The sequence below is a fragment of the Aeromonas lusitana genome (assembly GCF_002812985.1).
GTDB lineage: Bacteria > Pseudomonadota > Gammaproteobacteria > Enterobacterales > Aeromonadaceae > Aeromonas > Aeromonas lusitana.
On record NZ_PGCP01000026.1, the window covers coordinates 21448 to 45282 of the forward strand.

Below are 23835 nucleotides of genomic sequence, written 5' to 3' on the forward strand. Positions count from 1 at the left end.
TAACAATGTTTTTGTCTATTGACCCAAGAAGCCCCTAGGAAAGCATGATGAGTAACCAAGATCTCCTGTATCGCTATCTGTTCGAAGAGTACGAAGTGCGGGGGGAGCTGGTCCAGCTGGATCGTACCTACCGTCACATAGTCGAAGCCCAGAACTACCCGGTACAGGTGCAAAAACTGCTGGGTGAACTGCTGGTCGCCACCAGCCTGCTGACCGCCACCCTCAAGTTTGAAGGCTCCATCACGGTGCAACTGCAGGGGGATGGTCCTGTGCGTCTGGCGGTGATCAACGGCGATCACAACCAGCAACTGCGCGGCGTGGCGCGCTATGAAGGGGAGCTGCCGAGCGATGGCAAGCTGCAGAGCCTGGTCGGCAACGGCCAGCTGGTGATCACCATCAGCCCGGAGCAGGGTGAGCGCTATCAGGGCATCATAGCCCTCGAGGCCGACACCCTGGCGGGCTGCCTGGAGCAGTACTTCGCCCAGTCCGAGCAGCTCGCGACCAAGCTCTGGATCCGCACCGGCCATCACGAAGGCCAGCCCCGCGCCGCCGGGATCCTGCTGCAGGAGCTGCCGGCCCAGAGCGAGGATCACAGCGCCGATTTCGAGCACCTGGAACAGCTCACCAGCACCATCAAGGACGAGGAGCTGTTTGGCCTCGAGGCCGAAGAGATCCTCTACCGCCTCTATCACCAGGACAAGGTGCGGGTGTTCGATCCCCAGGCCATCGAGTTCCGTTGCACCTGCTCCCGCGCCCGCTGCGAAGGGGCTCTGTTGCAGATAGAGAAGGAAGAAGCGGTGGCCATGGTGCAGGAGCTCGGCAAGATCGACATGCACTGCGACTATTGCGGCGCCGAGTACCAATTCGATGGGATCGACATCGAAACCCTGTTCAGCAGGGCTCCCGGTAATGATGCAAACAAGTTACACTAAATGAAGGCGGGCAAAACCCGCCTTTAACTTAAATAACAAAAAAATACCCTATTTTATAAAGTTTGATGGCGATCGCTATAAACTACCACCTAGGTGGTAGCATGAAAGCCAGATAGAACCCTACAAACCTCTGAACCCAGGAGAACATAATGACTATCGTGGCAGAACCCACCCTGGCCCAACAACTGAAACTGGACCAGTACGGTATCAAAAGCAGCCAAGAAATCGTTCGCAACCCGAGTTATGAGCAGCTCTTCACCGAAGAGACCCGCCCAGACCTGGAGGGATTCGAACGTGGCGTCGTTACCGAGCTCGGCGCCGTCAACGTCAATACCGGCATCTTCACCGGCCGTTCCCCGAAAGATAAATATATCGTCAAAGACGGCACTACCCAGAATACTGTGTGGTGGTCTGACCAGGGTAAAAACGATAACAAGGCAATTACCCCGGAAGTCTGGTCACATCTGAAATCCCTGGTGACTAAACAGCTCTCTGGCAAGCGCCTGTTCGTGGTGGATGGTTACTGCGGCGCCAACCCGGACACCCGTCTGGCGGTGCGTATCATCACAGAGGTGGCCTGGCAGGCACACTTCGTGAAGAACATGTTCATCCGCCCGAGCGAGGAAGAGCTCAAGACCTTCAAACCGGACTTCGTGGTGATGAACGGTGCCAAGTGCACCAACCCGAACTGGAAGGAACAGGGTCTCAACTCCGAGAACTTCGTCGCCTTCAACATGACAGAGAAGATGCAGCTCATCGGTGGCACCTGGTACGGTGGCGAGATGAAGAAGGGCATGTTCTCCATGATGAACTACTTCCTGCCCCTGCGCGGTATCGCCTCCATGCACTGCTCCGCCAACGTGGGTCAGGACGGCGACGTGGCCATCTTCTTCGGCCTGTCCGGCACCGGCAAGACCACCCTCTCCACCGATCCCAAGCGTCAGCTGATCGGCGATGACGAGCACGGCTGGGACGACAACGGCGTGTTCAACTTCGAAGGGGGCTGCTACGCCAAGACCATCAAGCTCTCCGAGGAAGCAGAGCCGGACATCTACCACGCCATCCGTCGCGATGCGCTGCTGGAAAACGTGACGGTCGCGGACGACGGCACCATCGACTTCGATGACGGCTCCCGCACCGAGAACACCCGGGTCTCCTACCCCATCTATCACATAGAGAACATCGTCAAGCCGGTCTCCAAGGCGGGTCATGCCACCAAGGTGATCTTCCTGACCGCAGACGCCTTCGGTGTGCTGCCCCCGGTCGCCAAGCTGACCAAGGAGCAGACCAAGTACCACTTCCTGTCTGGCTTCACCGCCAAGCTGGCCGGTACCGAGCGTGGCATCACAGAGCCGACTCCCACCTTCTCCTCCTGCTTCGGGGCGGCCTTCCTCAGCCTGCACCCGACCAAGTACGGTCAGGAGCTGGTGAAGCGGATGGAAGCGTCTGGCGCCGAAGCCTATCTGGTCAACACCGGCTGGAATGGCACCGGCAAGCGCATCTCCATCAAGGACACCCGCGCCATCATAGACGCCATCCTGGATGGCTCCATCGAGCAGGCGCCCACCAAGGTGCTGCCGATCTTCAACCTGGAAGTGCCGACCGAGCTTCATGACGTAAACCCGGCCATCCTCGACCCGCGCGACACCTACGCCGACAAGGCGCAGTGGGATGCCAAGGCGGTGGATCTGGCGGGCCGCTTCATCAAGAACTTCGAGCGTTTCACCGACAACGAAGAGGGCAAGCGTCTGGTCGCTGCGGGTCCGCAGCTGTAACCCCGGCCGTTCTTTCTTCTCTAATTGCATACCGGTCAGCCCAGCTGACCGGTATTTTTTTGAGCGAAGCGAAGCATATGGCTCCCGCCAAGCCTTGCCTTGCGGGCGGTTGCGCGTTAGATTCAGCCAAACTTTATACAATATACAATTTTGCAACCTGCCCCGTGACCCGAGCATGAACCCACCCTACAAGACCCGCACCCAGATGGTGATGGAAAACCTGCGCGGCCGTATCCTGCGCGGTGAATTCCCCGCTGGCGCCCCCCTGCGCCAGGACGCCATCGCCAAGGCACTGGCGGTGAGCCGCATCCCGGTGCGGGAAGCCCTGATGCAGCTGGAGGCTCAGGGGCTGGTGAAGTTCGAGGCCCATCGCGGCGCCGTGGTCACCATGCTGGACGCCTCGGCCATCGAGGAGCTCTTTTATTTGCGAGCCCTGCTGGAAGCCGATACCCTGTTCCACGCCGTCGACCTGATGACGGAGGAAACCTTCGCCAAGGCGCAAGCCATCCTGACCCAGTTTGATCAGGCACTCGAATCCGGTACTCAGGTCGAACACTGGGCCGAGCTGAACCACAGTTTTCACGCCACCCTCTATCAGGCCGCCAACCGTCCCCAGGCGCTGGAGCTTATCGCCCAGATCAACCAGAGCTGCGATCGCTATGTGCGCTTCGAGCTGTTGTTTGCCCAGGACGGGGTGGACAAGGCCGAACGCGATCACGCCCAACTGCTGGAGCTGTGCCGCGCCCGTCGCAAACACGAGGCTGTGGTGCTGCTCAAACAACATATCGAGGCGGCAGGCCAGTCGGTCAAACAGATCCTGGCCTGCGGCCACACCCAGTGAACACTCACATCACCACAATCTGGCAATAACGACATGAATCATCTCGAGATTATTGAAACCCGCGTCGCCCAGGTCAGGGCCACGCTGGCCACTCAAGAGCTGGACGCCTTCATCGTCCCCCACGACGACGAGCACCTGGGAGAGTACATTCCTGCCTACGCCGAGCGTCTGGACTGGATCACGGGTTTCAACGGCTCCGCCGGGCTCGCCATCATAATGGCGCAGCGGGCGGCCCTGTTCATCGACGGTCGTTATACGGTGCAGGCCCGCATGCAGGCGCCGGCCGAGCTGTTTGAGTTCCTCCACCTGAACGAAGATCCCCATGTGCAGTGGCTGGCCGAGCAGTTGCCTGCCGGCGCCCGGGTCGGCTTCGACGCCCGCCTGCACAGCCTGGCCTGGTATCAGAACGCCAAGGCGGTGCTGGCGGATCGCGGCATCGAGCTGGTGCGCGTGGAGCAGAACCCCATCGATCTGCACTGGAGCGATCGCCCCGCACCGACCAAGACTCCGGTCATCCTCTACAGCGAGGAGCTGGCGGGCCAGTCAAGTCAGGCCAAGCGCGAGTTGCTGGCAAGCGATCTGCGCAAACGCGGGCTGGACGCCGTGCTGCTGACCCAGGCCGAGCCCATCAACTGGCTGCTCAACCTGCGTGGTCGCGACGTGGAGCGCCTGCCGGTGGTACTGGGCTTTGCCGTGCTCTACGCCAACACCAGCATGGATTTCTTCGTCGACACCGACAAGATCGACTGCATCGCCTTCACCCGCCACGTGGGGCAGGACGTCTCCGTCTACCCCATCGACAAGCTGGGTGACGTGCTGCAGCGCATCGGGGAAGATCAGCAGAAGGTGCTGGCCGACCCGAACACCGCCAACGCCTGGACCCAACTCGTGATGGAAGAGGCAGGTGCCATCCTGGTGGCTGGCCAGGATCCCACCATGCTGCCCAAGGCCTGCAAGAACGAAATTGAGCTGGCGGGCATGCGCGCCGCCCACCTGCGCGATGGTGTCGCCGTCACCCGCTTCCTCGCCTGGCTGGACCGTCTGGTCGCCTCCGGCGAGTTCGAGGGCATGGATGAAGGCACCCTGGCGGATCGGCTGGAGGCGTTCCGCCATGAGCAGGATCACTACGTCGAGCCGAGTTTCGATACCATCTCGGCCCTTGGCCCCAACGCCGCCATGTGCCACTACCGCCACACCAACGGTGTGCCGCGCGCCTTCGGCCAGGACAGCATCTACCTGGTGGACTCCGGTGCCCAGTATCTGGATGGCACCACCGACATCACCCGTACCGTGCGGGTGGGTGAGGTGACCGAGGAGCACAAGGCCATGTTCACCCGGGTGCTGCAGGGCCACATCGCCCTGGATCAGGCCCGCTTCCCCCGCGGCACCGCTGGCATCCAGCTCGACGTGCTGGCCCGCATGCCCCTGTGGCAGGCTGGTTACAACTATGACCACGGCACAGGCCACGGCGTCGGCCACTTCCTGAGCGTGCACGAAGGGCCGCAACGGATCGCACCCAAGGGCAGCCTGGTGGCGCTGCAGCCGGGCATGGTGCTCTCCAACGAACCTGGCTACTACCGGGAAGATGCCTTTGGTATCCGCTGCGAGAACCTGGTGGTGGTGACCGAACAGGAGGCGCGGGGCGAACTGGCGATGCTGGGCTTCGAGCGACTGACCTATGTGCCGCTCGATACTCGCCTCATCGATCGCAGCCTGCTGAGCCAGGATGAGTTCCGCTGGATCAACGACTACCACGTCGAGGTGTTCCGCCGTCTGAGCCCGCTGCTGGAAGGCGAGGATCTCGCCTGGCTGGAGCAGGCCACCAGCCTCATCTAATCCCAGACAATCACGCTTGTCTGATGACACAGGGCCCAAGGGCCCTGTTTTTCATTCTCCTTTTGACCTGTATCAACACCCGTCCAGGCCAGGTCAGGACAATGGCGCCATGAACTCCGAACAGCCAGGCACTCGTCGCAGTGCCCGTGCCAGCCAGGCACCCGAGCACCCCAGGCTCAGGCGGGAGCAGTTGACGGTCAGCGCCATGATCCGCCTCTACTGCGCCCATCATCATCAGGATCCCGACTGCAGGCACTGCCGGCAGTTGCGGGAATTCGCCCACCAACGGCTGCGTCGCTGCCGCTATGGCCAGGGCCACAAGCCGACCTGCGCCAAGTGCGACATCCACTGCTATGCCCCCGCCATGCGCAAACAGATCCAGCTAATCATGAAGTGGAGCGGCCCCCGCATGCTGTGGCATCACCCCTGGCTCGCCCTGCGCCACCTGCTGGACAGCCGCCGCAAGGCCCCAAAACGCCCCCATGGCAGGCCGCTCCCGCCCTAGTTCACCCCAAGTTCAAGCTGACACTAGGCCCTGGGCCCAGACAGCCCCTTGCATAGTGCCGGTTGGCTCACTACCCTGTGGCTCCTTTTTTGACTGCCGTGCGGCAGCAAGCACCCATGACAGGAGCCCGGATGCACCAGCCCCCCCTTTTGAGAGTGGCCCGCCACGCCGACATGCAGGCCATAGGCCGACTCGATGCCGACGTCTTCGGAGAGGAGGTCTATCCCACCTTCTTCTTTCGCCAGGCCATGGATCTCTGGCCAGATCTGCTGATCGTGGCTGAGTTGGATGGCAAGCTGCTGGGCTATGCCCTGGGCGGGATGGGACAGGATCGGTCGCAGGGCTGGCTGCTCTCCCTGGCCGTGCTGCCCGAGGCCCGCGGCTTCGGCCTGGCCGAGCGCATGATGCTGCAGGTAGAGCAGGGACTGGCCGCGCTGCAGACGACGAGTGTCAGGCTGACGGTGGATCCCGCCAATCCGGCCCAGCGCCTCTACTATCGCCTCGGTTATGCCCTGCTGGCCGAGGAGCCCGGCTACTTCGGTCCGGGGGAAGATCGCTTGTTGCTGGAAAAACGACTGGCCTGATACACATCCAGCAGGGCTGCGTCCTGCGTGTCACATACTGGCCTGATACACATCCAGAAGCGCTGCGTTCTGCGTATCGCATACTGGCCTGATACACATCCAGAAGGGCTGCGTTCTGCGTATCACATAATTGGTTACACTTTGCGGGTTTCCTGCACAATCTGGTTGGCGTAAAGTCAGGCTCAACAACCAGATTAATTAGATGCCCGCCCAGGAGGCTCATCATGTTGAAACGTATCGCCCTCGTCACCCTGCTGGCCGCCACCACCGCCATCACGGGCTGTGCCAACAGTGACGTCTACTCAGGGGACGTCTACACCAAGGATCGCGCCAAGCAGGTCCAGACCGTCAGCTACGGCACCATACAGTCCACCCGCCCGGTCAAGATCCAGGCCGATGAGAACTCGGTGCTCGGCACCATAGGCGGCGCCGTGGTCGGCGGCCTGCTCGGCAGCACCATAGGCGGTGGCCGGGGCAGTGACATCGCCGCCGCCGGTGGCGCCATCGCAGGTGCCGCCGCCGGCAAGGCGGCCGGTGACAAACTCAATCAGGTCGACGGGGTCGAACTCGAGATCAAGAAAGAGAACGGGGAATCCATAGTCGTGGTGCAAAAAGCCAGCCCCACCTTCGTGCCAGGCGCCCGCGTGCGTATGACCCAGGGCAACGGCAGCATCAACGTCGCCGTGGTGAACTGATCCCGTCCTGGGCTCGCTCGCGGCCACAAGCCGCCCGCGTCGATAGCAATCACGATCAAAAAAGGTGAGCCAGGGCTCACCTTTTTGCTATGTCTGATGTGCCGCGTCGGCGCTCAATCCCCCAGATGCAACCAGGCCGCGATGGCCAGTTGCACCCGCACAAACGCCTCCTGCTGGAACAAGGCCAACAGCTGGTCGTCCCCCCCCTCCGCCGCCTGCACAAGCAAGGTTTGCTGAGCCAGCAAGGCTGGCAACCAGGCGGGGGCGACCTCATCGGCCATCTCGGCGACGAGGGCGCAGGCCTGCTGGATCCCGGAAAGCGTCTCTTCTCTCGTCGCGCCCACGCTCTCCAGCCAAAGCTGTTCGTGATGCTGCCAGTGCTGCAAACCGAGGCTGATGCAGGCCCGCGCGTCGAGCCCGCTCACATCCGGCAGGGGTTGCGACGCCAGCGCCTTGCCAAGCCCCGCCAGCCGGTAGCCGCGCTGGGCCTTGGATTGGGCACCCAGCCGAACGCCACCCAGCCCGGCCAGCCCGGTTGCCAGGCTGAACAGGGCACGCGGGTCGCCGGACTTGAGCTCAAGCTCCAGTTCATCGATGGCGGTGCGGCCCAGGGAGCCCACTATCTCTCCCCTGTCCCATGCCAGTTCAATCTCAGTGCCTTCAAAAGCGATAAGCCAGTGCTGGCGCAAGAAGTCGGTACTGAACTGGGCCACCAGTCTGGACTGGATGGCGTCACGTACCGCCAGGCTCGGCCAGATCTCGTCCGGGAAGTCCGCCAGGGTCGGCAGCTCTCCCGTCACGGGGAGATTGTATTCGGGTCTGGCGTGGAGTCCCCCGACCGCCTGCCCCCGGCACTTGATGGTTTGCTCTGAAAAGTGGTCGCTGCGGCGAATGCGCAGACCCATGTCGAGCCGGCGCAGTTCGAGATCCGGCGTGTCGAAATAAACGTTGCCGAGTCTCGCGCTATCCGTGGAGATAATATCGAGTTTATTCAGGAAGTTGGATAGTTGTTCTTGAATGTCCGTGGAGACAAAAAATTTTATCTCGATCTCAGTTTGCATAGTCATTCCGGGCTGGCAGGCAACTTTGGGGGGCATGATCCCGATCCCGAGGATATAATGCCAGCGAATCGTCACGATTAATTCACGGTTTTATTGAGGGCATAGTTCAGTTACCATGCGCCCTTCATGAAATAGTATCGAGTGTTTTTTCACCGACACAGGTTTTGGCCATGCCAGTAAATACTATCCTGGGGCTTTTTGCCAAGTCCCCCATCAAGCCGCTGCAGAAGCACATCGTCAAGGTACATGTGTGCTGCGAGCAGCTTATTCCGTTCTTTGATGCCGTTGCCGAAGACCGCTGGGAAGATGCCGAGAAGATCCGGCAGCAGATCGCCCAGCTGGAAAAAGAAGCGGACATCCTCAAACGTGAAATTCGTCTGAAACTGCCCCGCGGCCTGTTTCTGCCGGTCGCTCGTACCGACCTGCTGGAACTGCTGACCCAGCAGGACAAGATTGCCAACCGTGCCAAGGATATTTCCGGCCGCATGCTTGGTCGTAAAATGGAATTCCCCTCCGAGATGCGCGCCGATTTCATGGCCTATCTCAAACGTTGTATCGATGCGACCGCCCAAGCCGAAAAAGCCATCGGAGAACTCGATGAGCTGCTCGAAACCGGCTTTAAAGGACGTGAAGTTGAAATGGTTGCCGAGATGATCCATCAGCTGGATCTTATCGAGGACGATACTGACACCATGCAGATCGGGCTGCGCCAACAGCTGCAAGCCGTTGAGCACAAATACAATCCGATCGACGTTATGTTCCTCTACAAGATCCTCGAATGGGTAGGTGACCTGGCTGATCAGGCCGAGCGCGTTGGCGCCCGTCTGGAACTGATGCTGGCTCGTTCGTAATCGACTGACTGGGTAAACACTACTAATGGACATTATCGCAAATTACGGCACCACTCTGGTGCTCGTGGCGGCCTTGTTCGGCTTTTTGATGGCCTGGGGCATAGGTGCGAATGACGTCGCCAACGCCATGGGTACATCGGTCGGCACCAAGTCCCTGACCATTCGTCAGGCCATCATCATCGCCATGATCTTCGAGTTTGCCGGTGCCTATCTGGCCGGTGGCGAGGTGACCGCGACCATCCGCAACGGCATCATCGACAGCAACGCCTTCGCCGACACCCCGGATCTGCTGGTGCTCGGCATGATAGCCTCCCTGCTGGCGGCGGGTCTGTGGCTGATCCTGGCCTCCTACTTCGGCTGGCCCGTCTCCACCACCCACTCCATCATAGGGGCCATCGTCGGCTTCGCCGTGGTGAGTATCGGTCCGGAAGCGGTGCAATGGAGCAAGTTCGGCGGCATCGTCGGCTCCTGGATAGTCACCCCAGCCATCTCGGGCATCATCGCCTACTTCATGTTTATCAGCGTGCAGAAGCTCATCTTCAATACAGATGATCCTCTCAACAACGCCAAGCGCTATGTCCCCTTCTATATGTTCCTGACAGCGTTGGTGATCTGCCTGGTGACCATCAAGAAGGGGCTGACCCACGTCGGTCTGCACCTGAGCAATGGCGAGGGGATCCTGCTCTCCATCGCCATCTCCATCGCGGTGGCGTTTGCCGGCTGGCTCTATATTCGCGGCCAGCAGTACAACCCGCAGGATGACAGCAAGATGCACTTCGCCAACGTGGAGAAGGTGTTTGGCATCCTGATGATCATCACCGCCTGCGCCATGGCCTTCGCCCACGGCTCCAACGACGTGGCCAACGCCATTGGCCCGCTCTCCGCGGTCGCCTCCATAGTCGCGGCCGGCGGCGAGATCGGCGGCAGCTCCCACATCGCCTGGTGGATCCTGCCCCTTGGCGGCATCGGCATCGTCATCGGTCTGGCGACCATGGGTGAGAAGGTGATGGCCACCGTGGGCACGGGGATCACGCACCTGACCCCGAGCCGTGGCTTCGCCGCCCAGCTGGCCACCGCCGCGACCGTGGTGATCGCCTCCGGTACCGGCCTGCCCATCTCCACCACCCAGACGCTGGTGGGCGCCGTAATGGGGGTGGGTCTTGCCCGCGGTATCGCCGCCCTGAACCTGGGCGTGCTGCGCAATATCGTGGTCTCCTGGATCATCACATTGCCCGCCGGTGCCATCCTGGCCATCGCCATCTTCTACGTGCTGCAGGCCTGCTTCTCTTAAGGTGCCTCGCAGCAAAAAGCCCGGGTCAGTGACCCGGGCTTTTTTATATCTCTATTACCTCGAACGAGCGATCAGGCTTAGCCCATAGAGCCGCCGCCGAGAGGATGTATCACTCTTCGATAAAGGTCCACTCGTCCCGCACCCGGCTGATGGCATCGAGGCGCCGCTTGCCGAGCTGCTCACGGATCTCTTCGCCCTTGAAGCCCGCCGCCACTATCTCCTTGACCGGCACGGCCTGAGCCGCCGCCAACGCCTGGGCCACATAGTCGGGCTCCGCATAGACCCGCTCCTCGAAGCCGGTACGGCCGTGGAAGTCGGCGCGGCAGGTATCGAGCAGCTGGGCAAACCGCTCCGGTCTGCGCCAGGCATCCGCCTTGTCGAACAGCTTGAGCAGGGTCGCGGGTTTGAGCTCGAACGCGATGTGGATATGGGTGTGCAGATCGCTTACCAGCAGCGCCAGATCCCGGCAATCGTTCGGCACCCTGAAGCGCTCGCAGAAGTCCCGAATCAGTGGCAGCCCCTTCTGGCCGTGGCCGTGGTGGCTTGGCCAGAACTCAGGGGGCGTCAGCCCCTTGCCAAAGTCATGGCACAGGGCGGCGAAGCGTACCGCCAGCTCGGGGGAGCGCTGGCAGGCCTGCGCCAGCACCATCATGGTGTGGATGCCGGTGTCGATCTCCGGGTGCCACTTGGCCGGGGCCGGCACCCCGAACAGAGCGTCCAGCTCGGGGAACAGCGCCTTGAGGGCGCCGCATCCCCGCAGCACCTCGAAGAAGACGGCTGGGGTCGGCCCCAGCAGCACCTTCTCCAGCTCCTTCCAGACCCGCTCAGGGGTGAGGTGGGCGAGTTCCCCTGCCTCGGTCATCTCGCGCATCAGGGCCAAGGTCTCGGGGGCCACGACGAAACCCTGGGCATGGAAGCGAGCGGCGAAGCGGGCGACCCGCAGGATGCGCAGGGGATCTTCGGCGAAGGCCGGGGAGACGTGGCGCAGCCGCCGCGCCTCGAGATCCTGCAGGCCGCCATAGGGGTCGTGCAGCTGGCCGTGCTCATCCTCGGCGATGGCATTGACGGTGAGATCCCGGCGCAGCAAGTCCTGCTCCAGGGTGACGCTCGGATCGGCGTGGCAGACAAACCCGGTGTAGCCCTGCCCCTGCTTGCGCTCGGTACGGGCCAGAGCATACTCCTGCTGGGTCTTGGGATGGAGAAACACCGGGAAGTCGCGGCCCACCTGAGTGAACCCAAGGTCCAGCATCTGCTGCACTGTGGCACCGACCACCAGGTGATCCCGGTCGCCCTGTGGCAAGCCCAACAGGCGATCCCGAACCGCCCCTCCAACCAGATAAGTCTGCACGCGCACTCTCCCTCGATAAACCTGTCTCGATGATACCGCTTTTGGCCGCCAGACACGACGTTCCCCTTATCGAGGAGGCCCATGATCCCACCCTGAGTTTCCCCCAGTACCGCCCCATGGCTGAGGCCAGGGCACCTCGTTCGCCCCTCGGATCCCGTCAATCACCCGATCCGGATCACCCTAGTCGTTTGGGTCGCTGGGTACCCTGCCCCTCTTATGGTATCCGGGTCTTTGACATCCCTCTGGGGAGGCTTTAACCTGCCGCCCATAACAATGGAATGGATCCTTATGTACACACAGTTCTTCGGTCTGTCGGAGCCCCCGTTCTCCATCTCGCCCAACCCCAAATACCTCTACATGAGCGAACGCCACGCAGAGGCTCTGGCCCACCTCAACTACGGGTTGCAGGATGGGGGAGGCTTCGTGCTGCTCACCGGGGAAGTGGGGACGGGCAAGACCACCGTCTCCCGCTGCTTGTTGCAGCAGTTGCCGGCCGACACCGAGATCGCCTACATACTCAATCCGTCCCTGACCGAGCGGGATCTGCTGGCGGCCATCTGTGACGAGTTCCAGCTCCCCTACGAGAAAGACGCCGGCCTCAAGTCGCTGTTCGACCTCATCCGAGATCACCTGCTGGCCAACCTGGCGGCAGGTAAACGTACTGTAGTATTGGTGGATGAGGCGCAGCATCTGCTGCCCGGCGTGCTGGAGCAGCTACGTCTGCTCACCAATCTCGAAACCGACGAGAAGAAACTGCTGCAGGTCGTGCTCATCGGCCAGCCCGAGCTGCAACAGATGTTGCGCCAGCCCCTGCTGCGCCAGCTGGCCCAGCGCATCACGGCCCGCTATCACCTGCTGCCGCTATCGCGCCAGGACGTGGATGCCTATGTGCGCTTCCGCCTGCAGGTAGCCGGTTGCATCCAGCCCATCTTCACCCCCAAGGCGATCCAGACCCTGCATCGCCTCTCCGGCGGCATCCCGCGCCTCATCAACCTCATCTGCGATCGCGCCCTGATCGCCGCCTTCGCCCGTGGCAGCCACAAGATAGTGCATGGCGACATCAGCCTGGCTGCCTATGAGGTGAGCGGCATCCGCGACGAGGGCAGCTGGCAGTCTGGCCTGACCGTCGCCCTGGTGGGGGCCCTGCTGGTCGCCACCGGCTGGTGGGGTTGGCAATTCTTCGGAGTCTTCCCCGCCCGGCCCGTGATCAAGGTGGAAGTCCCGGTCAAGGTGGACGATACCCCAGAACAACAGGAGCAGCTGACCCGCGCCATCAATCAGGCGCTGGAACCCGACAGCGCCATGCAGAATCTCTACAAGGTGTGGGGCTACCAGACCGAGCTGGAGGAGGCGACCTGTGACAACGCCCCCCGCGCCGGCCTGCGCTGCCTGGAGGGGGATGCCTCCCTTGCCGAGCTGCAGACCCTGCAACACCCGGCCCTCATAAGCCTGACCGATGAGACCGGTGGTATTTATTACGCCACCCTGGTGAGCCTGGGTCCGGACAAGGCCTCCCTGCTCATCGGCAACCAGAGCTGGCAGGTGGACAGGCAGTGGTTGTCGGATGTCTGGGGTGGCAGCTACACACTGCTGTGGCGCATGCCCAAGGGCGGCGTCACCCTGATCGGCAGCAACGCCGGCGGGGCCCAGATCCAGTGGCTCGACAACGCGCTGAGCCGCGCCATGCAGCAACCGGATCGCAAGGTGAGCCGCTTCGATGCCGAGCTCAAGAACAAGTTGCAGCAGTTCCAGCGCGAGCAGGGACTGACCCCGGACGGTATCGCCGGCAGCAACACCCTGCTGCGCCTGAACGTGCAGGCCGGTGAACCCATGCCCAAGCTGGAGGATGACTCTTTGCATGCCGAGGCCCCGATCAAATTGGATGAATTGGTGGAGGAGGCTTCCTGATGTCTACCCTGCTCAAGGCCCTGCGCCGGGCCGATCAACCCCAGTTCACGCCCCACATGCCGCTCATGGGCCTGCCGGTAAGCCAGGAAGAGGAGCCGAACCGTCGCTGGATCTGGTGGCTGCTGGCCCCCCTAGCCCTCCTGATGGGCGCCGGCGCCAACTATGGCTGGCACCTGCTCAACAACAGACCCATAGAGCAGCAGGTCGAGGTGAAGGAAGTGGTGACGCCGCCCTTCGTGCGGGTCGAGCCCAAGCCCATGATCACCCGTCCCCTGCCGCCCCCGCTGCCGGAGCCCGTGGTGCAGCCCAGACCTGCCGCCACCCCCAAGGCAACGGCCGCCGCCGGCAACAATAGTAGCCAGAGCCTGGCCGAGCGCATCATGATGGCCCTCAACAACACCCCCCTGGTGGAAGAGGCGGCGCCCCAGGCCCAGAACGACGCCGGTGCCATGCCGCTGAGCGCCTTGCCGCCTGCCCTAAAGCAGCAGGTGCCACCGCTGTCGTATGGCGCCCACAACTACTCCTCCGATCCGGCCAAACGGGCCGTGGTGATCAACGGACGGGAGCTGCACGAGGGCAGCGAGCTCGCCCCCGGCGTGACCCTGGTCGCCATCGCCCAGGACTACATCATCCTGCAGGTCGGCGGTCAGCACGCCAGCCTCAAGGCACTGCAGGACTGGCGCGGCTGATGACACAAGACTGGCCGGCCCGGCCGGCCAGTCGCCCAATGACAAGAGGGAGCCCGAGAGCTCCCCTTTTTAATCAAAACATGAGAACCCCGTGAGCAATTCAGATAACAGCACTTTCGCGACAAGGATCCTGGACTGGTACCAGATCCACGGTCGCAAGACCCTGCCCTGGCAGCAGGACAAGACCCCCTACCGGGTCTGGATCTCCGAGATCATGCTGCAGCAGACCCAGGTCGCCACCGTGATCCCCTACTATCAGCGCTTTATGGCCCGCTTCCCCGATGTGCTGGCCCTAGCCGACGCCCCCATCGATGAGGTGCTGCACCACTGGACCGGGCTCGGTTACTACGCCCGCGCCCGCAACCTGCACAAGGCGGCCCAGACTATCCGCGATCAGCACGGCGGCCTGTTCCCTGAACAGTTGGAAGAGGTGATGGCCCTGCCCGGCATAGGTCGCTCCACCGCCGGCGCCGTGCTCTCCCTCGCCCTGGGTCAGCCCCACGCCATCCTGGATGGCAACGTGAAGCGGGTGCTCACTCGCTGGCTGGCGCTGCCGGGCTGGCCTGGCCAGAAGCAGGTGGAAACCGATCTGTGGGAGCTGGCGACCCGCCTCACCCCCAGGGTCGGGGTGGCTCAGTACAACCAGGCCATGATGGACATGGGGGCCACCGTCTGCACCCGCAGCAAGCCCGCCTGCACGCGTTGCCCGGTCCAGGCCGATTGCCAGGGGCTGTCGCAAGGCAACCCCACCGCCTATCCCAACAGCAAACCGAAGAAGAGCATCCCGGCCCGCAACGGTATCATGCTGATCATTCGCCACGGCGATCAGTTGCTGCTGGAGAAGCGCCCGCCGCAGGGGATCTGGGGCGGGCTCTACTGCTTCCCGCAAGTAGAGTCCCTTGCCGAGGTGGAAGGACGCTTGCTGACGCTGGGGCTGAGCGGCCTAGACTATCGGGAACTGACTGGTTTTCGGCACACTTTCAGTCACTTCCACCTGGATATCCAGCCCTTGCTGATCGAACTCGCTGCCCCCCCGCCCCCGCTGCTCATGGAAGCGGATTCCCGACTCTGGTATAACTTACGCCATCCTGCCGAGGTGGGGTTGGCGGCCGCTACGGCCCGCCTGCTCGCCTACCTGGACCTACAACCCTGAGTTGCAACCATAGAGGTCATCATGAGCCGTACCGTATTCTGTCAGCGTCTGAAAAAAGAGGGGCCCGGCCTCGATTTCCAACTCTACCCCGGTGAACTCGGCAAGCGGATCTTCGACAACATCAGCAAGGAAGCCTGGACCGAGTGGCAGAAGAAGCAGGTGATGCTGATCAACGAGAAGAAGCTGAACATGATGAACCTGGAGCACCGTCAGCTGCTGGAAAAAGAGATGGTAAGCTACCTGTTCGAAGCGGGCGAAGTGGCCATCGACGGTTATACCCCGCCCAGCCAATGAGTTGATGCTGCTGAGCCAGGGAGCACTCATCGACGGTTTCACCTCCCCTGAGCCGCAGCCCGTCACTATCGGTACCCGTGAGCCAGATCGAGATGTCCTCTGATCTGGCTCACGGCCAATGCATGTCGGGTGGCATCGCCGCCCAGTTTTGAGGATCTTATGGGTCGAATTTTTTGGCTGCTGTGCGCTCTGCTGTTTCTCTCTGCCTGCTCCTCTTCTCCCAAGCCCAGTGGAGAAGACGAGGATCTCGTCAACGGCAAGGACGTGCGTGGCTTCGAACACATGATCAGTGCCCTCTCCCATAACGTGAACGAAATATGGGGGCGCGAGGCGCTGTTCGCGGGCAAGTTTGACTACGTCAAATACACGGATCAGTACAAGAGCCGGGCCCACATCGACTTCGCCAGCGGCCACATCATGGTGGAAACCGTGTCGGGGATCGATCCCCGCGCCCACCTGCGCCGCGCCATAATAGAGACCTTGCTGACCCCGGACGATCCGGCAGAAGTGGATCTCTACTCGGATCGGGAGATCCTGCCCGGTGGCGAGCCCTTCCTCTACGGCCAGGTGCTGGACAACCAGGGTCAGCCGATCCGCTCCGACTGGCGCGCCGAGCGCTACGCCGACTACCTGCTCAACACCGCCATGAAGAAGCGCACCCTCGGCATTCGCAACATCTTCTTCGTCGACATCCCCATGGTGGCGAACCACGAGGACAGGCGCGGCTACAAGTACGCCAGCATCATCCGCGATGCCTCCCGCAAGTACGGCGTCGCCGAGAGCCTGATCTACGCGGTGATCAAGACGGAGAGCAGCTTCAACCCCTATGCGGTCAGCCATGCCAACGCCTATGGCCTGATGCAGGTGATCCCGGCCACCGCAGGGCGCGACGTCTATGTACGGGTGAAGGGCAAGAATGGCCAGCCGACCCGGGAAGACCTGTTCAACCCCGCCTACAACATAGACGTGGGGACCGCCTACCTGCACCTGCTGCAGACCGTCTACCTGGCGGACATCCAGGATCCCCAATCCCGTCGCTATGCGGTGATCTCCGCCTACAACGGTGGGGCGGGCGGGGTGCTCAACACCTTCTCCAGCAACCGCAAGGTGGCGCCGGACATGATCAACCGCCTTTCCCCCGAGGCCGTCTATCAGGTGCTGACCGAGCAACACCCCAAGGCGGAGGCGCGGCGTTACCTCTACAAGGTCAATCAGGCCGAGAAGGGGTTCAAGCGCACCGTCGCCAGCCGGGCTGGCTAACGAGATGCAAAAACAGGAAGGGCGCTCATGGAGCGCCCTTCTCATTAGCAGTCATCTGCAAGCTTACTTGGCGATGAAGCCACCCTTGCTCGGGGCCTCTGCGCCCACCTTCTCCAGGCGATCTACCTCGACCTCTGTCTTGTTCCAGCTGTGGTCAACCTCGCCACGGATGCGGATCAGATCGTTCGGGCCCACTTCGATGCCGCGCCACACATCCCCATCCACTTCCACTTCCACCTCGCCGCTGGCGTCACTGAACATGTAGTTCTCACCCCCCAGATGCTTGGTCAGCTTGCCCTCCAGGGTCACCCAGTTGTCGTCACGCTGATCCTTCAACTGGGACACTGTGATGACATTCTGCTCCTGCGGGCCTGTGTAGGCCGCCATGGCGAAAGAGGATACGGACATCAGGGCCACCAGGCCGATTACGCTAGCTTTGTTCATTGCATGCTCCTGTCTTTGCGGTATGAGGTCATCTTGCCCCGACTCGCGTGAAACAAACGTGAAGCGTCCCCCATCTGGGGGAGCCCTGTGTGACCGAAATCGATTTAATTATATCCCACTGATGCAGAATTAAATTCGGCCCCATACCCTGCAGTGTGGCGAATGGGTCCCCAGCTCACTTCGCCACCGAGGAACAGCCCGCAGGCAAGGCCTGCTTTCCATTCTATGAGACAGTGACATGAAAAAATGGTTTGTGTGTTTATTGGGACTCTTAGCGCTGACGGCCCAGGCCGCCGAGACGCGTCCCGCCTTCTCCCGCATCGTGATGTTCGGTGACAGCCTCTCCGATACCGGCAAGATGTACGGCAAGATGCGCGGTTATCTCCCCTCAAGCCCCCCCTACTACCAGGGACGCTTCTCCAACGGCCCGGTCTGGCTGGAGCAGCTGACCCAACAGTTCCCTGGCCTGAAGATCGCCAACGAGGCGGAAGGGGGCGCCACCGCCGTGGCCTACAACAAGATCTCCTGGAACCCCAAGTATCAGGTCATCAACAACCTGGACTACGAGATCACCCAGTTCCTGGAGAAGGACAGCTTCAAACAGGACGACTTAGTGATCCTCTGGGTCGGCGCCAACGACTACCTGGCCTATGGCTGGAACACGGAGCAGGACGCCAAGCGGGTGCGGGATGTCATCAGCGACTCGGCGAATCGCCTGGTACTGAACGGGGCCAATCAGATCCTGCTGTTCAACCTGCCGGATCTCGGTCAGAACCCCTCGGCCCGCAGCCAAAATGTAGTGAAAGCCGCCAGTCATGTCTCGGCCTACCACAACGAGCTGCTGTTGAATCTGGCTCGCCAGCTGGCCCCCACCGGTCTGGTGAAGCTATTCGAGATAGACAAGCAGTTCGCCGAGATGCTGCGTGAACCGCAGAACTTTGGCCTGAGCGACACCGAGAACGCCTGTTACGGTGGCGGCTATGTGTGGAAACCCTTCGCTTCCCGCAGCGCCAACGCCGACAGCCAGCTCTCGGCCTTCAGCGAGTCCGAGCGCCTCGCCATCGCCGGCAACCCCTTGCTGGCACAGGCGGTCGCCTCCCCGATGGCCCGCCGCAGCGCCAGCGAACTGAATTGCGAGGGCAAGATGTTCTGGGATCAGGTACATCCCACGACCGTCGTGCACGCCGCCCTGAGCGAGCGGGCCGGGGCCTTCATCGAGCAGCAGTATGAGTTCATCCCGCAATAAACCATGCCCCCATGCAGAAGGCCGACATCTCGTCGGCCTTTTTTGTTGACCCGCCTTGAATGCAAAACGAACAACCCATATGACACCCGTCACAAATCGGAGCCATACTAGCCCTCTTGCCCGGACAACTCCCCTATGATGGGCATAGTTATCACAATATGTTTTATATCAGTTGCTTGTGGTTCAAAAAAAACGGGCTACGTTTAAACATGTTGTGGCCGGCCACTGGCCCAATCCATACGGAGAGGCGATGCGGATTCGACCTCCCGACAAACAAAATTGCAGAGGCTTCACATGAAAAAAACACTGATTACCTTGCTGGTTTCAGGCTTGCTTGCGGCCAACGCTCAGGCAGCCGGACAAGACAATACCTGGTATGGCGGTGCCAAATTGGGTTGGTCCAACTTCTACGGTGTCGATGAAAGCAACACCATCTCCGCAACCGATGAAGACAATGATGAAGTGGGGGCCGGTCTCTTCGGTGGCTACCAGATCAACCAGAACCTGGGGATCGAACTGGGTTACGACTATCTGGGCAAGTACAAGTACAGCGGCACCCGTAACGCCGCGGCCTTCAGCGACTCCGTCGAAGCCCAGCTGGCTCAACTGACCCTGAAGCTCGGCTTCCCGGTCACCGAGAGCCTGGATCTCTACGGTCGCGTCGGTGGCGGCTATGGCTGGAGCAGCAGCGACGCGCTGGACAACGACAGCCGCGGCATCTTCGTCGGGGCCCTCGGCGCCGAATACGCCCTCAACCTGGATTGGGCCGCCCGCCTCGAATACCAGTACAGCACCCCCTATGGCAGCCGAGAGGATACCGGCCTGCGCATGGATAACGGCCTGCTCTCCCTGGCCGCCGTCTATCGCTTCGGCCAGGTCGCACCGGCCCTGCCGGTCGCGGCTCCTGCACCTGCGCCAGAGCCCGTGGTGGTGGACAAGCAGTTCACCCTGAGCTCGGACGTGCTGTTTGACTTCAACAAGGCCACCCTCAAACCGGCTGCCGGTCAGGCGCTGGATACCCTGTATAGCCAGATCGAAGAAGCCAGGCCCAAGGATGGCTCCGCCACCGTCATCGGCTACACCGACCGTATCGGCTCCGATGCCTACAACCAGAAGCTCTCCGAGCAGCGCGCACAGACTGTTGCCAACTATCTGATTGGCAAGGGCCTGCCTGCTGGCAAGGTGAACGTGGAAGGGCATGGCAAGAACAACCCGGTGACGGGCGAGAGCTGCACCAGCAAGTCCAAGCGTGAGCTAATCGTCTGCCTGGCCCCGGATCGCCGTGTAGAGGTCAAGGTACAAGGGGTCTCCGAGGTACAACAGTAACCTCAGCCCATAGTTCGCAGATAACAAAACGGGAGGCCTTGGCCTCCCGTTTTTTATTGCCTCATTCAGGCGCGCGTGCGGATGTCCGCCGCAATCTGATCCAGCAGCTGTTGCCAGCCCTGTCCCAGCTCGTCCACCAGGGTGCCATAGCCATCGGCTGGCAGTACCCGCACCTGCTGGAAGGGCACGTCCCGCAGCACAACACCTTCTTCTGTCAGCAAGCGCCAGCGACCGCTCAGCAGGGCGCGACCATCGTGGCGGCCCTGGAAGCGTTCCACCGAGATGGTCAACACGGGCCCCTTGCGGGCCCCGTCCTGACGCACCACCCAGCCCGGCAAGCGGCTGGAGAGCCCATCCAGGGTCAGTTGATTGAGCTGAGCATCCAGGGAGCCCGCCCAGCGGTGGTACTCGGCAAAGTGCAGCTCATTGCCCTCCAGCTGATAGACCAGGCTGACCCTGTCCAGCTGTCCCGACAGGGCGATGGGTCTCAGCACCAGCTGGTGTTGCGGCTGGGTCGCCATGGTCGGTGCCGGCTGGCTGTCGGCATCGAGGGAGTAGTAGTGCAGGCTGGTGGGTGCGGAACTGCAACCCGCTAGCAGGCCAAGCAAGGCCAGCGTCATCATCCGTTTTTTCATCATTTTCCTCGCTTGGGCTCGAGATCCTGGGTGAATGGATGCGATCGAAGATCAACGAACTTGGCCCCTCGATTAAGGGTTGGCAAAGTCAGGGACATCATCATTTTCCTCGCTTGGGCTCAGGGTCCAGGGGACGGGAGCGATCGAAGATCAGCGAACTCGGCTGCTCATTCAATGAATGGACCAAAGGCTGCAGCTCTCCCATCAACTGGTTGAGAGATTGCACCGACTGACGCAGCTCCTGATTGGTCTGGGAACCGGCATCATAGGTCTGCAAGGTCTCCTGCAACTGCTTGAGGCTTTGATTGAGAGACTCCGGCAACTGCTGGGTCGATTGCTGGCCGGTGAACTGCTCCAGATTGGAGCTCACGGCGCTGACGTGCTTGAGCGTCTTGTCCAGGGTCGCCAGGGTGCTGTTGACCTGAGTAAGCGTGGTGGCCATGTCCATGTCGACGAACTTGTCGAGGATGAGGTTCACCTTGCGCTCTATCTGATCCAGTCCGGCCTGGGCGGTCGGGAACACCTGATAGCCGGCGACCTTGAGCGGCTGGTAGGCAGGCACGTCCGGGTAGAAGTTCAGATCCACCACCTTGCCGCCGGTCAGCAGACTGGAGGTCTTGAGGCTGGCCCTCAGCCCTTCCTTGAACTGCTTGTTGAACAGGGCGCGCCACTGCTCCTTCTCCGCATTGGCGTAGCGGTGGGAGAGGCGCTGCACCTCGATGCGGGCCAGCACAGGGATCTGGCGGCTCTTGAACAGCTGAACGCCCTTGTCGTCAATGAGATAGGGGGCCGAGATGACGGTACCGACCCGAATACCGCGATATTGCACGGCCGCGCCCGGGTGCAGGCCACCCACGTCGTTCTCGAACAAGAAGACGTAGTCGATGAACTGATCCAGACTACCAGCCAGCACGCTCGCCTCATCCTTGAACAGCACGAACTCGTCGTTCTGCTTGACCGGCTCACCCGGCAACCAGCCAGGCGGCAGCCCCATGGTGATGCCACCGTTGACCAGGCTCTCCAGGGAATCCATCTTGACCTTCATCCCCTCGCTGCTCATGGAGACCTCGAAGCCCGGGGTCAGCCAGAAGCGGGAGTTGCCACTCACCAGGATGTCGTAAGGGGCATTGATGAAGAGCTGATACTGCATCTCGCTCTTCTCGGGCAGGAACTTGGCCTCTTCGACCTGACCTATGGTGAAGCCCTGATAGTTGATGGGCGACCCCACCCCCAGGGCATTGGCATCCCGGCTGGAGAGAGAGAGCCGCAGCCCCTTGGCATCGAGCGACGCCAGGGGCGGCCGGTCCAGCATGGCATAGGTGTTGCGCGCCTTGCCCTTCTTGCCCGGGGAGAGCTCGATATAGGCGCCGGAGAGCAGGGTGCCGAGGCCTGAGACCCCTTCCCGGCCGATCCTGGGTTTGACCACCCAGAACTGGCTGTCCTTCTTGAGCATGCCGGCGGCGGCATTGTTCAGGCGAGCCTTCAGCACCGCATGGCTGTAGTCATCGCTGAGCTCCACCGCCTCGATGCGACCCACCTCCACCTCGCGGGAGCGGATCACCGTCTTGCCCGCCACTATGCCCTCGGCGGTGGCCACGGTCAGAGTGAAGCTGGGGCCTTGTGAATACCAGTGCTGGAACAGCATCCAGGCTCCGATGAACAGCGCCAGCATGGGCACCATCCAGATAGCGGCGGCCGAGCTCAGAAAATCCGAGCCGGGTTTCCACCTTGTCTTACGCTCACTCACGTTCGCGCTCTCCTTGTTGTAAATCCCAGATCAGTCGGGAATCGAAACTCATGGCAGCCACCATGGTGATCAATACGACCCCCGCAAAGGCGACGGCCGCAGGGCCAGGGTAGATGGTCATCAGATTATCGAGTCGGATGAGACCCGCCAAAATGGCCACCACGAAGACGTCGATCATCGACCAGCGCCCCACAAATTCGGTCATGCGATAGAGCTTGAGCTTGCGCAGCGGCGAGGCGCCCTGGCCGCGCTGCACCACGTAGCAGAGCCACAGCAGCGCCAGTATCTTCACCAGGGGGATCACCACGCTGGCGAAGAAGATGACGGCGGCGATGGGGTAAGAGCCCAAAGCCCACAGCAGCACTACCCCGCCCAGTATGGTCGAGGGGCTGTCATCCCCCAGGAATACCGTGTCCATGATGGGATAGAGGTTGGCGGGGATATAGAGGATCACAGAGGTGATGAGCAGTGCCCAGGTGCGATTCAGGCCCCCCGGTTTGCGCGCATGCAGGTGATCGCCACAGCGCGGGCAGCGATCGGTGCCCGCCTCGCTCAGGGCACCGCAGATATGGCAACCCACCAGCTCGGACGCCATGGCGCCGGCCTCGGGATCCAGCTCCCGCGATTCGGTGGGGCCAAACAACCGCTGCCACAGCCACATCCGATCCAGGGAGGACATCATCTTGATGAGCAACACGGTATAACCGACGAAGGCCCAGAACGAGAGCCCCATCTTGATGTCCGCCATGCCCATCAGCTTGACCAGGGAGATGAGCACCCCGATGAGGAACACATCCACCATCAGCCAGGGGCGGATCCGGCACAGCAGGCGGCCTAGGGAGCGCAGCGCCCGGCTGTGCATCTCCTTGTCGATACGCCAGAGCACCAGCATGATGGAGCCCACATAGACCAGCGGCAGGCCGATCAGGGTCAGGCTCAGCACGGCCCCGAGGAACAGGTAGCCCTGCTCCACTAGCGTGGTGATGCACTGCAGGAAGGTCATCTCCTGCCCCACCCCGTGGGAGGAGAACGACATGAAGGTGAAGACGTTGGAGAGCGCAAACATGATGAGGGCGGCGAAGCCATAGGCCAGCGGCCTGCGCTCCTGCTGCGGCAGATGGCGGCTCAGGGTGTGACCGCAGCGGGGACAGCTGCTCGTCTCCCCCACCGCCAGCGTGGTGGCCGGCACCAGCAGGTCGCACTCTTCACAGGCGGTCGCGTCATGGGTATAGGTTGGATGTTGGTGTAAAACCGGATGCAAGATAAGACCCCAGCATGAGGCCGCGCACGGCCAGAGGAGCAATTATTGCAGTCGCCGCTCCTAACAACCAGCCCTGTTTATCCGAGCTTCAACAATGGGATAGAGAATGACTTTGACAAGCCTGTGACCATTTAGCACAATCAAACGCCACTT

At 61.7% G+C, this 23835-nt stretch carries 22 protein-coding genes; 16 read left to right on the forward strand and 6 right to left on the reverse strand.

Features of this window, described 5'->3' with window-relative positions:
• Positions 1-47: 47 nt before the first annotated feature.
• The 7 genes from hslO to CUC44_RS15525 all read left to right on the forward strand — a co-directional run bounded on the left by hslO (position 48) and on the right by CUC44_RS15525 (position 7168).
• Positions 48-932, forward strand: a complete 885-nt coding sequence (gene hslO, locus CUC44_RS15495; RefSeq protein ID WP_167388925.1) for an Hsp33 family molecular chaperone HslO — start codon at positions 48-50, stop codon at positions 930-932.
• A gap of 149 nt (positions 933-1081) precedes the next feature.
• Positions 1082-2707, forward strand: coding sequence for a phosphoenolpyruvate carboxykinase (ATP) (gene pckA / locus CUC44_RS15500; protein WP_100860791.1), 1626 nt, complete (start codon positions 1082-1084; stop codon positions 2705-2707).
• Between the two features lie 175 nt (positions 2708-2882).
• A complete protein-coding gene (locus CUC44_RS15505; RefSeq protein ID WP_100860792.1) occupies positions 2883-3548 on the forward strand; it encodes a GntR family transcriptional regulator in 666 nt (221 codons plus the stop codon).
• A 33-nt stretch (positions 3549-3581) separates the two neighbouring features.
• Positions 3582-5384: an aminopeptidase P family protein gene (locus tag CUC44_RS15510; protein ID WP_100860793.1), complete on the forward strand. Its 1803-nt coding sequence runs from the start codon at positions 3582-3584 to the stop codon at positions 5382-5384.
• A gap of 109 nt (positions 5385-5493) precedes the next feature.
• Positions 5494-5889: a nitrous oxide-stimulated promoter family protein gene (locus CUC44_RS15515; protein WP_100860794.1), complete on the forward strand. Its 396-nt coding sequence runs from the start codon at positions 5494-5496 to the stop codon at positions 5887-5889.
• Positions 5890-6020: 131 nt separating this feature from the next.
• Positions 6021-6473 (forward strand): GNAT family N-acetyltransferase, encoded by a 453-nt coding sequence (locus CUC44_RS15520; protein WP_100860795.1) that lies wholly within the window; start codon positions 6021-6023, stop codon positions 6471-6473.
• A gap of 224 nt (positions 6474-6697) precedes the next feature.
• A complete protein-coding gene (locus CUC44_RS15525) occupies positions 6698-7168 on the forward strand; it encodes an outer membrane lipoprotein (protein ID WP_100860796.1) in 471 nt (156 codons plus the stop codon).
• A 113-nt stretch (positions 7169-7281) separates the two neighbouring features.
• Here CUC44_RS15525 and CUC44_RS15530 read toward each other — a convergent pair whose 3' ends face one another.
• Positions 7282-8229 (reverse strand): CYTH domain-containing protein, encoded by a 948-nt coding sequence (locus tag CUC44_RS15530; RefSeq protein WP_100860818.1) that lies wholly within the window; start codon positions 8227-8229, stop codon positions 7282-7284.
• A 170-nt stretch (positions 8230-8399) separates the two neighbouring features.
• On the opposite strand from CUC44_RS15530, the gene CUC44_RS15535 reads away from it, so the two are divergent.
• Both CUC44_RS15535 and CUC44_RS15540 read left to right on the forward strand, forming a co-directional pair.
• Positions 8400-9080, forward strand: coding sequence for a TIGR00153 family protein (locus CUC44_RS15535; protein WP_050718943.1), 681 nt, complete (start codon positions 8400-8402; stop codon positions 9078-9080).
• A 25-nt stretch (positions 9081-9105) separates the two neighbouring features.
• The gene (locus CUC44_RS15540) at positions 9106-10371 is read left to right on the forward strand and encodes an inorganic phosphate transporter (RefSeq protein ID WP_100860797.1); all 1266 of its coding nucleotides are present in this window, start codon (positions 9106-9108) and stop codon (positions 10369-10371) included.
• 109 nt (positions 10372-10480) lie between these two features.
• Here CUC44_RS15540 and CUC44_RS15545 read toward each other — a convergent pair whose 3' ends face one another.
• Complete coding sequence (locus CUC44_RS15545) at positions 10481-11719, reverse strand: multifunctional CCA addition/repair protein (RefSeq protein WP_100860798.1); 1239 nt, start codon at positions 11717-11719, stop codon at positions 10481-10483.
• Positions 11720-12007: 288 nt separating this feature from the next.
• On the opposite strand from CUC44_RS15545, the gene CUC44_RS15550 reads away from it, so the two are divergent.
• From CUC44_RS15550 to mltC, 5 genes are all read left to right on the forward strand, one after another.
• The gene (locus tag CUC44_RS15550) at positions 12008-13627 is read left to right on the forward strand and encodes an ExeA family protein (RefSeq protein ID WP_167388926.1); all 1620 of its coding nucleotides are present in this window, start codon (positions 12008-12010) and stop codon (positions 13625-13627) included.
• On the forward strand, positions 13627-14316 hold the full coding sequence (gene exeB, locus CUC44_RS15555; RefSeq protein WP_100860799.1) for a GspB family T2SS assembly factor variant ExeB: 690 nt from the start codon (positions 13627-13629) through the stop codon (positions 14314-14316). The genes CUC44_RS15550 and exeB overlap by 1 nt, the downstream gene beginning before the upstream one ends.
• Positions 14317-14407: 91 nt before the next feature.
• Positions 14408-15469 carry an A/G-specific adenine glycosylase gene (mutY, locus tag CUC44_RS15560; RefSeq protein WP_100860800.1) on the forward strand — a complete coding sequence of 354 codons (1062 nt, stop codon included), beginning with the start codon at positions 14408-14410 and terminating at the stop codon, positions 15467-15469.
• A gap of 21 nt (positions 15470-15490) precedes the next feature.
• Entirely contained in the window at positions 15491-15763 is a 273-nt protein-coding gene (locus CUC44_RS15565) for an oxidative damage protection protein (RefSeq protein ID WP_005313967.1), read from the forward strand.
• Between the two features lie 159 nt (positions 15764-15922).
• Entirely contained in the window at positions 15923-17023 is a 1101-nt protein-coding gene (gene mltC, locus CUC44_RS15570) for a membrane-bound lytic murein transglycosylase MltC (RefSeq protein WP_100860801.1), read from the forward strand.
• 63 nt (positions 17024-17086) lie between these two features.
• On the opposite strand, the gene CUC44_RS15575 is transcribed toward mltC, so the two are convergent.
• Positions 17087-17467, reverse strand: coding sequence for a YgiW/YdeI family stress tolerance OB fold protein (locus CUC44_RS15575; RefSeq protein ID WP_100860802.1), 381 nt, complete (start codon positions 17465-17467; stop codon positions 17087-17089).
• Between the two features lie 238 nt (positions 17468-17705).
• Between CUC44_RS15575 and CUC44_RS15580 the strand changes: the two genes are divergently transcribed.
• Both CUC44_RS15580 and ompA read left to right on the forward strand, forming a co-directional pair.
• The gene (locus CUC44_RS15580; RefSeq protein ID WP_100860803.1) at positions 17706-18713 is read left to right on the forward strand and encodes an SGNH/GDSL hydrolase family protein; all 1008 of its coding nucleotides are present in this window, start codon (positions 17706-17708) and stop codon (positions 18711-18713) included.
• A gap of 294 nt (positions 18714-19007) precedes the next feature.
• Positions 19008-20039 carry a porin OmpA gene (gene ompA / locus CUC44_RS15585; protein WP_100860804.1) on the forward strand — a complete coding sequence of 344 codons (1032 nt, stop codon included), beginning with the start codon at positions 19008-19010 and terminating at the stop codon, positions 20037-20039.
• A 65-nt stretch (positions 20040-20104) separates the two neighbouring features.
• Here ompA and CUC44_RS15590 read toward each other — a convergent pair whose 3' ends face one another.
• The 3 genes from CUC44_RS15590 to CUC44_RS15600 form a co-directional block, all read right to left on the reverse strand.
• Positions 20105-20674 carry a PqiC family protein gene (locus CUC44_RS15590; protein ID WP_100860805.1) on the reverse strand — a complete coding sequence of 190 codons (570 nt, stop codon included), beginning with the start codon at positions 20672-20674 and terminating at the stop codon, positions 20105-20107.
• A 100-nt stretch (positions 20675-20774) separates the two neighbouring features.
• A complete protein-coding gene (gene pqiB / locus CUC44_RS15595) occupies positions 20775-22421 on the reverse strand; it encodes an intermembrane transport protein PqiB (protein ID WP_100860806.1) in 1647 nt (548 codons plus the stop codon).
• Positions 22414-23682: a paraquat-inducible protein A gene (locus CUC44_RS15600; protein ID WP_100860807.1), complete on the reverse strand. Its 1269-nt coding sequence runs from the start codon at positions 23680-23682 to the stop codon at positions 22414-22416. Before CUC44_RS15600 ends, pqiB begins: the two co-directional genes overlap by 8 nt.
• Between the last annotated feature and the right edge of the window lie 153 nt (positions 23683-23835).